The organism is Armatimonadota bacterium (assembly GCA_039679645.1).
In the GTDB taxonomy this organism is placed as follows: Bacteria; Armatimonadota; UBA5829; order UBA5829; family UBA5829; genus UBA5829.
This window is the reverse complement of sequence record JBDKUO010000006.1, coordinates 26,315-35,383: the sequence shown is the minus strand read 5'-3', so window position 1 is coordinate 35,383 and position 9,069 is coordinate 26,315. Positions and strand designations below refer to the sequence as shown.

The 9,069-nt window shown below is 52.3% G+C and carries 6 protein-coding genes; all 6 read left to right on the top strand.

All coding sequences use genetic code 11. From position 1 onward, the window contains the following. Nucleotides 1-378 (top strand): type II secretion system F family protein (locus ABFD83_01280; GenBank protein MEN6355696.1); only part of this gene is annotated, 378 nt, incomplete at its 5' end. Nucleotide 379: 1 nt separating this feature from the next. Beyond that, the gene (locus tag ABFD83_01275) at nt 380-1,282 is read left to right on the top strand and encodes a prepilin peptidase (GenBank protein ID MEN6355695.1); all 903 of its coding nucleotides are present in this window, start codon (nt 380-382) and stop codon (nt 1,280-1,282) included. 83 nt (nt 1,283-1,365) lie between these two features. Beyond that, nucleotides 1,366-2,133 (top strand): prepilin-type N-terminal cleavage/methylation domain-containing protein, encoded by a 768-nt coding sequence (locus tag ABFD83_01270; protein MEN6355694.1) that lies wholly within the window; start codon nt 1,366-1,368, stop codon nt 2,131-2,133. A gap of 157 nt (nt 2,134-2,290) precedes the next feature. Further along, entirely contained in the window at nt 2,291-4,210 is a 1,920-nt protein-coding gene (locus ABFD83_01265; GenBank protein MEN6355693.1) for a hypothetical protein, read from the top strand. Beyond that, the gene (locus ABFD83_01260; protein ID MEN6355692.1) at nt 4,207-6,021 is read left to right on the top strand and encodes a prepilin-type N-terminal cleavage/methylation domain-containing protein; all 1,815 of its coding nucleotides are present in this window, start codon (nt 4,207-4,209) and stop codon (nt 6,019-6,021) included. The genes ABFD83_01265 and ABFD83_01260 overlap by 4 nt, the downstream gene beginning before the upstream one ends. A 194-nt stretch (nt 6,022-6,215) precedes the next feature. Continuing rightward, nucleotides 6,216-9,017: a hypothetical protein gene (locus ABFD83_01255; protein MEN6355691.1), complete on the top strand. Its 2,802-nt coding sequence runs from the start codon at nt 6,216-6,218 to the stop codon at nt 9,015-9,017. The last annotated feature ends 52 nt before the right edge of the window (nt 9,018-9,069 follow it).

The following is a 9,069-nucleotide window of genomic DNA, read 5'->3' as shown; positions in this document are numbered from 1 at the left end:
GGTGTTGCCATTTTGCAGGCCATGGAGACGGTGGCCGGAACAGTGTCGAACGATATTCTCTCAGACGCGCTGCTCGAGGCGAGGGCAAGGATAAGAGAGGGTGACCGTATAGCCGAGCCGCTGGGCAAGAGCAAACTCTTCCCGCCGATGGTGGTGCAGATGATCTCAATCGGCGAGGAGTCCGGTTCGCTTGACCCAATGCTCAGCAAGGTTGCCGATTTCTATGAGGATGAAGTCGACGCGGCCGTATCCAGTCTGACTGCGGCTATTGAGCCTGTTATGATCGTTATGCTGGGCGGGATCGTAGGCTGCATTGTTATTGCAATGTTTATGCCGCTGATCGCTGTTATTCAGAACCTTTCCGGAGGTGGCGGTTAGCGTGCTGCCTGTCTGGTTTGGAATCTTGATCTTGATAGCGTTTATATACGGGACGGCGATAGGAAGTTTCCTGAATGTATGTATATACAGGATTCCCGAGGAGCAGTCAATCGTGACGCCTCCCTCGCACTGCCCTAAGTGTAACAACAGACTTAAGTGGATCGACCTGGTACCTCTGCTGAGCTTTCTGATGCTTGGTAGAAAGTGCCGTTATTGCGGTGAGCCTATCAGTTGGCGATATTTCACCGTGGAGCTTATAACCGGCCTGCTCTTTGTAGGCACGTATTTGAGATACGGTTTTAGTATAGATGTCTTCGTATATGCATTTTTTATCTGTGCATTGCTCATAGCGTTCTTCGTTGATCTGGATCGGTTTATCATTCCTGACCAGGTGGTGATATTCGGTCTCATTCTGGGGGTGTTGAAAGACGTTGCCCATATCATAGCCGGTGATATCAAGCTGCTGCATATACCGACTGCGTCCGGCGCGTCTCTACCGATGCTGCCGAGCATAGCAGGGATGGTGGTATGCGCAGGTGTTTTCTATCTGATTGCATATATCGGCTACTTCGTCTTTCGGCCCAGGGGCAAGTCTGAGGATGATGCCGATGACGGTGAGTATGAAGGCGCCCTGGGCGGCGGCGATATAAACCTGGCTGCCGCGGTAGGAGCAGTGCTGGGAGTGATGCCTGCGCTGGTCTCTTTCTTTATCGCGGTTATGGTCGGCTCCGTAGTAGGGGTCACATATCTGATCTTGAAGAGCCGTGCCGACAAGAAGGGCATGTCCTTGCGGACGGAGATACCTTTCGGCCCGCACATGGTGATCGGGGCTCTTGCGGTCATACTGGCCGCGCCGCAGCTCAGCGCAATCTGGTCCTGGTGGGTCGGCATAATAACGCCGTAATGACGGATGATGGAACATACTGGCGGGTTATATCGCCAAAAGTGTATAATTAACTAACGACTTCCGTGCGGAGGTGTATTTGAATGAGAACATCAAATAAAGGTTTTTCGCTGGTAGAGCTTCTGACTGTTATCGCGATTATAGCAATTTTAGCCGCGGTTATTTTTCCTGTAATGGGTGTGGTGAAGGAGAGGGCGCGTCAGAACAACTGCATGTCCAACCTTCATCAGATAGGCACGGCTGTCGCAATGTTTAAGACCGATAACCGCAAATATCCGCTTGCCCTGGTCGGCGCTGTAGATGCTAACGGTGTTGATATAGATGAAGGAACTGCAGGCAATGCGGTGGACTTTACATCCGCAAAGAGCGATAACTACCTGTTTACGGAATACGTGCCGTCATTTAAGGCATTTCACTGCCCGTCATCGAGTATATCGGACACAAAATCGGTAGTCAAGGTCCCGCAGAAGGCATACGCGGATAGTCCGACGATGTATATATACGTATATAACAGCTATGAAGCCTTTGTAAGCAATGGCGGCTCGGTTGATCGCCATTATTACACTGACTGGGCAAGCGAAACCGACAATTCGACTACCGGTGTGAGCAGGCTGCATCCGGATGAAGGAACAGATAATGAGACTAAGCAGCAGGACGACTACGAGCGCCAGCTCAAGTTCAGGAACCCACCTGCCGATACGGTCATAACATGGTGTTCCTATCACCAGACGGGCACGTCTACCACACCGAGCGGCAGTGCTATCGTGCTCTTCCTCGACGGCAGCACGGAACGCGTGCCGGCAAATAAAGTGGAAGCCTGCAAGTGGCGAGTTCGACCGACCAAGGGCTAGTTCGAGTCCGCGGCCTCGTCGAGTGATGTATTTTTCGCGTTGGGACGGGAATGATCCTGTCCCAACGTGCGCGTTATGGTAAATTCTTAATATGAATGCTTAGTCCCTATGCGGAACATTAGAGGGCGCACGATAGTCGTACCATCGGTGGATATAAATGGATAAAATCCTGCGAAACAAGTCAGGCACATCGCTTGTCGAAGTGCTGGTGGTTATGGTGGTGCTGCTTGTCGGGATCATGACTGTTATCCAGATGTTCCCGACGGGTTTTGGCGTGGTCAAGGCCGCCGAGAGCCGCACAATCGCCACACGTCTTGCCCAGCAGGAGCTTGAGCGCTGGAAAGCTATGTCTGCGAATCTTCCCACCGGTATTATCCCCATTAAAGAAGACGGCACATTCTTTGCCGACAATGCCGGATACAGCGCTCAAATTCGCAATACGTGCGTGCTGGCAGGCCCACCTTTTGGCGAGTTTATGAATGTTGACGGCGTTTTGGAGCGGGGAAACGTGCTCAATGTTCGCCAGGTCATCGGCGAGACCACTTCTATTCCTGCTCCCGGCTATTTCCAGACAGGCAGCGGTACCGAGTTCGGCTCGAAATACACTCTTGCCTTCAGCCCGATAGATGTATATACCAGCGGCACTGAGCTGAACGGTCTTAGTATAAAAAGTGGTCCATTACAGCGCGTTGCAAGCGCTCTGGGGTATCTCGCCTCTATCAAGCGCGGCCAATATGGGATTCGTTATACGTCCGGTTCGTCAGAATTCTACGTGGAATTTCCGAAGGAAAGTTCGAGTATAAACAGGTTTTATTACATAAGCTATTCATATTGGGTAGTGCCGAGCGGCAGCCCTGCCAGCGAACCGTTTTTAATAAGCAAGCTGGACCAGCGTGTGCCTGAGACCGGCACAATTGCCGGCGACGATACGGGTTGGCAGACAGTGACCATAGACCCTCCTAGCGGCTATGACGTTATCGGCATTCAGGAGAGTTCGGATACCTGTGCGCGCGGGTTTTTGCCGTTGGGCGCAGGCGCCGCGTGGACGTCCGACCCATACACCTACAAGCTGGCCGATTCGGTCCTGGGCATTATTTCGTTCAACCCTAATGCGCAGAACCGGTATGAATACACTGCTTACGGCAAGCGTCCTATCGAAGCGAGTATCGATTATCGTATCTACGACCCCCGCATAATACGTGAAGATAAAGTAGTCCCCGATGTGGATGACAGCGCTGGGAATATCCCGGTCAAACTGGCTCTGAGGTTTATTCTCAATGCAGGCAAGCCGGATGATATCACAGACGGTGATGCTACAGATAACCCCGATGAGCCTACCTTCGAGGGTCTTATGCGCGAATATGAGGGTAGGCCTCAACTGGGACGCAAGATTACCATCGCCGATGACCTGACAATACGCTATTCTATGCTCATAGTCGACCTCAAGACCGGTTTGAGGGTGGGGGTCCCGAGTACAGTGGCTGGCAAGGGCATACCTCTTTATACGGATGAGTTTATAGACTACAAGACAGGTGTGGTAAAGCTCCCTGGTCCCGGGGCGACCGGCAATAACATAGCTTGCCTGATAGACTACAACAACGATATTCAAGTCAGTACCATAGACCTTCGCGGACGCAACCTCAGGTTTTTGTACAGGGCAGACGGTGACTGGTCCGTCCAGTGTAATAAGGCCTACGCCAATTACTCGAGAGTCTATGACAAATCAGGTATCGATTACTACCATTACTGCCTTAGCAAAGACAATCCCAACCGGCTGCTTTTTGCTCCGTGCGATGCCCAAAAGACCGTCTCAGTGGACTATACATACGTTACAACCTCCGACAATATAGAGCATCGTGTTGTCGGCAGGGCATGCCAGATATCAGATATGGCCTCAGATAGCCCGGGCGAGGATGGCTACTATTATTTGGATATTAAAGTGCCGACCAGTGATACATACACAATCACACGTATATCCGTAATCGGCACATCGTTTATGGCCAGAGTAATCTGGCGCGACGGCAAACACTGGCGTCATGTTGATATGGATACTAACCTCGTAAGAGGCGCACAATGAAAATGAATAGAATTCAACGCTACAATCGGGGTTTCACGCTCATCGAGCTGCTCGTTGTGCTTGCCATATCCATGGTGCTCATGGGGCTGGTACTCTATCCGGTCACGCAGTCATTCAAGATGACCCGCAGCGCCCAGGCGATGGTGGAGTCGCAGGATGCCGCGCGTTTCGCCATGGAGCAGATCAGCCGCGATCTCGGCGAGGCGATGGATATCGTCGAGTATGATAACGCCCAGCCTCTGCAGATTCCTGTACTTCAGTCCAATAGCACCGTGCAGTATCTGGACGTTCCGAACGCGAAAATAGACTTCGTCCTTCCCAAAATGATCGCTCACTGCAATAATCCCGATCATCCAGTGGATGCGACCGATCCAACCAGATATCCTCGCGACTTTGAGCGCGGCGATGAAGCGCAGCCAAGTTGTCCTGTGTGCGGTTCGACCGATGTCGAGATTCGTCCCAAATTGCCGCTGGAGCCGGACACCAAGGTCGTCAGATATTTCCTTGGCCTGATGTATAATAATCCCAGGCCGGACGACCCGACCGGACCCGATTTCGGCTGGCTCTCGCCATGGGGCAATCATGTCGAGGCGGGCAAGGGCAATCAGGTAGTCCTTTACAGAATCGAGTTCGACCCTTCCGACAAGACCATTTTTGGCGCCGATAAAGTGGCGGCAGCCGCGAAGCTCAAAGAAATCTTGGAAGACCCGAAGTTTTTCTACAGCACGGATCCGGACAGTTCGTCTGAGCCTTTCTGGCAAGTATGGGCGCGAAAGGCTCGTATAGTCGGAGTCGGCAAATACGAGGACCTGGTAGAGGGTGTTGCTAACAGCAGTGGCGACTGGGTATCTCTGACCCCCTGTGTTATGTTCAACTATAAAAAGATGGACAACGACGACTTCGCCGGAACCTACTCAAGCGATCAGAGCTATGAGTATCCGGATGGCATCCCGTCCGTCTATCAGGCCGAGTACGGCTACTGGATGCCTGACGATTACGACGTCTCGGTATACCGCTACACATATGATTCGAATAGTTCGCCGACCGTCATTAATGAATACGCAATGAATTTGGGTAGCGGCAGCGCTAATGTCGTTATCGAAAAGAGAGTCTATGATGCCGTCGCCAGGACTTGGTCCTCACCGGCCACCACGTTCGATATCACTCAATATCTGACGGACCTGGCAGACGGTAAGATCGAGCCCGGCACTATCAGCAGTGGTTGTGAGATGGCGTTTACAATAGACACGGAACGCGGCAGGGTCAACTTCGCCATAACGCCGCCTACGCCTGATAACTATGAATCTATAAGTGACCTCGTCCCTGCTGGAATCAACACACGATACAAGGATGCATATGCATTGGACAGGGGCACAGCCCGTCGTTATGAGCGGCTTAGCACTTTTGACGCCGACAGCAGTAATTATCTAGAATATGCCACCATCGTTCCGGGAAGCGAAAGGGTAGTTGGACCCGACATGATGCCCAGCTCAGATCATGGCCCGGTTGCCTATCAGCGTGTGCCTTTTGCTCTGGGTGAGCCGGGTTTTAATCAATACAAGATCGATTATGACAAAGGCTATATGTACTTCAGTTCGATCTACGACCAGGCCCTGCCCGAGGGTTACGGCAAAATACGCGTCGACTACAAAGTGCGGTTCAATCGTGACGGCGACGTCGTGCGTGGCGATTATCGGACCAGAGCTGCGGTTGTCGTTCACCTGCAGATGAAGATGTATGATCCTGAGTCAGCCAAGCCGTATTCTGTCGACCTGACCAATACAATCAAAGTGCGCAACGCGCTGAGATGATTTAGTAATTGAGATTTTATATTGATTATTTGGATCGAGAATTTGCGGGCTTATCGCTCTATGTTCTCGTTCGGGCGCGATATCCGATCGCGACCGAAACAGAACTATAGACGTTTCAAGTTTGTCATTCCGGACGAATGTGAGGAATCTGCTTTGAACCAAACAGCGTAAAAAGCAGATTAGTGTTGTGTTCTATGTTTAATCATATAAATAATCGAATAACACCAAGCAGGCGCGGTCAGACTCTGGTCATCGCGATCATGGTTATGTTCATACTCGCGGTCATATCGGCTGTCTTTATCGCTCTGGTCGCGCGAAACCTGTTTCGGTCTGAGCGATTATCGAATGTGGACGCAGTCGCCCAGATAGCCGAAGCCGGCGTTCGCTATGCCGACAAAATGCTGGTATCGAGCGAAGACGGCGCGGACTGGCGTCCCAAGCCTGATAACAACGGCGTCAGTAACGTTCCGATTTACCCCGATGTTCCACCGGAAAGTGTTTCCAATGCTGAACTGGCACAGCAGAAGCAGTACCCCGATTTCAAATGGACCAGGGCCTGGTGGCCGGTAGAACTTGGCTATGCCGGTCCTACTGGCGGCTACACGACATTCAAGTCGGGCGGCGGACGGTTTCTGCTGCGTGTGTCATATAACCCGACGCCTAAGGACCCGATGTCGAAGTATATAAAGATCGAATCTATAGGCAGGTGGGGAGTCTTTGAAGAGGACGACCCGACAACCTGGGCAAACCAGGCCAACACCGGCATGCGCCGCGAGATCACTGCCTACAAGCCGATAGGCGTCACCGACTATCTCAGGTTCATCACCAATAAAGACCACCGTTCCACCGATTTCACACTCGGCTGTCCGGGTATTCATTCCGTCTTCGGCAAATCGCCTTCATCCAACTATGGCGTGCGCGGAGGTCCGATCAGAGTAAATGGGAACCTGATGTTTTACGGCATACCTGGCGCTGACACCGATCCGAGTGTCGATATTTACCTGCGGTCCGTGACCTCAGACGCAACAAGTTCAACCAGCGGGACCCTGCCTCTTGACTGGGTCGAGGTCTCCGGTGAGATCAAAAAATATACAAGCAGTTCCGGCTCGGTCGGTGTCCGAGTCAATGTTGTAGAGCCGAACGGGACAACCGTCACGCAGTATGCAGGTCGCCCCAGTTCGGATACTTTCACGGACTGGACAATCGACGGCTTTTGGCGCGACGGCAGCGCGGAAACAACCGAGGCAGCCAGGCGAATTAAGTATCTCGATCCGCCTCTTCCGTTTGAGGACAATTCGGATACCACAGGCACCACTACTCGTTATCGCCTGCTCACGCTCAATTCCGGCTCGCGGGAATATCTAGAGGGGTCTTGGGTCAACATCGGGCAATACGGCTGGGGTCGCGGTATATACATCGACAACTCCAATGACGTTCAAAATGAGAGCGCCACTCTCTTCGGCGGCTACACTCTCAGGTCGGACTGGCTCACACCCGATAATCGCATGTCAAAATATTGGCATGGCCCGTTCTATACTCCTCCTGGCGTAGTCATCACTCTCAGCCCGGCAGACTTAGACGGTAACGGTACTATTGACTCTACTAACGTAACCATGACTCGAACGGATGGTAGTCTCTGGCATGATCCGCGTGGCTATTCCAGGCCGGACTGGGGCAGGACTATAACCGTTCCATATCCTGATCCCGTTAACGGCCGCACAATAGACTGGACAGATACAAAAGGCGGTTCACAGACGCTGCATATAGATGGCAACGGCGTGATCTATGCCGAAGGTAATATTCGTATACGCGGCATGGTGGGTCCCAATACGCAGCTCACGGTGGTTTCCAACTCGAACATATACATTGAGGGCAACATCCTTAAATATCGTAAACCGGATGTCGCCATTCCGGAACATGATCCCTGGCGCGGCACAGGCACGGACACTGAGTCCTGCGGTATCGCTCTGCTTGCGCGCCAGAATGTCTGCGTCAACACAACGCAGTTTATGTCGCCCACAAATGGAGTCGGAGATAATATAGATGATGACAACAGCGTTGTCGTGTCCAATGAACTCGCCAGCCGGTTGAAGATGTCATTCGAGTTCGGCCCGTATGAGTCCGACAGCGGCTCCGGTCCAAGCAATTATATGCTGTTGTTGCGCCATTCGGGCCAGTTCGGCACTTCATATATCAATGCATGGCTCAACGCCAGCCAGGGACGTGATAGCTGGGGTATTCTCTATCTCAATACGGTATGGGCGTTCGGTGGGTACGGGCATGACCCTTCCGGCAATGGGCTTCCCAGGCATGTCTGGGGGATAGGCGATCCCAAATTCAATCCATCCGGTTGGGGTATAGACAGTTCATATTTCGGCGAGGCTTTTCCATTAACGGATGCATTGAATGCTAAGTTATACACCGAGCCGGGGGCGGCCAACAGTCTTATGCTCGCGCTCGACCAGACCAGCTACACGTATAAGAATTATCTCCTGGGCGGTCTTGCTATCCAGCCGATGGATGTTCGCATCGAGGCTGTGATCTATGCTCAGGATGGTTCATTCTTTGTGATTCCGGGAAAGTGGTTCAATCCGAACCCTTCGGATACGCAGGCCAACTACAATTCGACAGGCAGCAGGGAGGGTGCGCGCAATGCATTTCCATATTACGCTCAGCCCCTGGATATCCGTGTCACTATAGATGGAGCGGTAAGTGAAAACATGCCCGCCGCGGTAAGCGATGTGACCGAGTGGATGTCCAAATGGGGCACGATCCCTGATAACTATGGTTCGTCCGGTATTCACACGGCTCATCCGGGTGAGGGGCTTACGATTCTCTATGACGATCATGCCGCCTGGCCCTATAAGAGCCTGAGGCCATGGACGACAACGAGCAGCACTTCGCCGATCAGAAGGGACAAATACGGACGCATTCTTCCTATTGCACCCAGGCTTCCTGTCTGCGGCAGCCTTATCTATTTCGGCGATGTAATGTAACACCTCTGCCTCTTCCATCACGGAAGAGGGCCGGGATGAGGGGAATTGATGT

Bases quoted from the DNA above. Each gene is read 5' to 3' on its own strand.
- ABFD83_01270 (MEN6355694.1), top strand. From the start codon at position 1,366: ATGAGAACATCAAATAAAGGTTTTTCGCTGGTAGAGCTTCTGACTGTT.
- ABFD83_01265 (MEN6355693.1), top strand. From the start codon at position 2,291: ATGGATAAAATCCTGCGAAACAAGTCAGGCACATCGCTTGTCGAAGTG.
- ABFD83_01260 (MEN6355692.1), top strand. From the start codon at position 4,207: ATGAAAATGAATAGAATTCAACGCTACAATCGGGGTTTCACGCTCATC.
- ABFD83_01255 (MEN6355691.1), top strand. From the start codon at position 6,216: ATGTTTAATCATATAAATAATCGAATAACACCAAGCAGGCGCGGTCAG.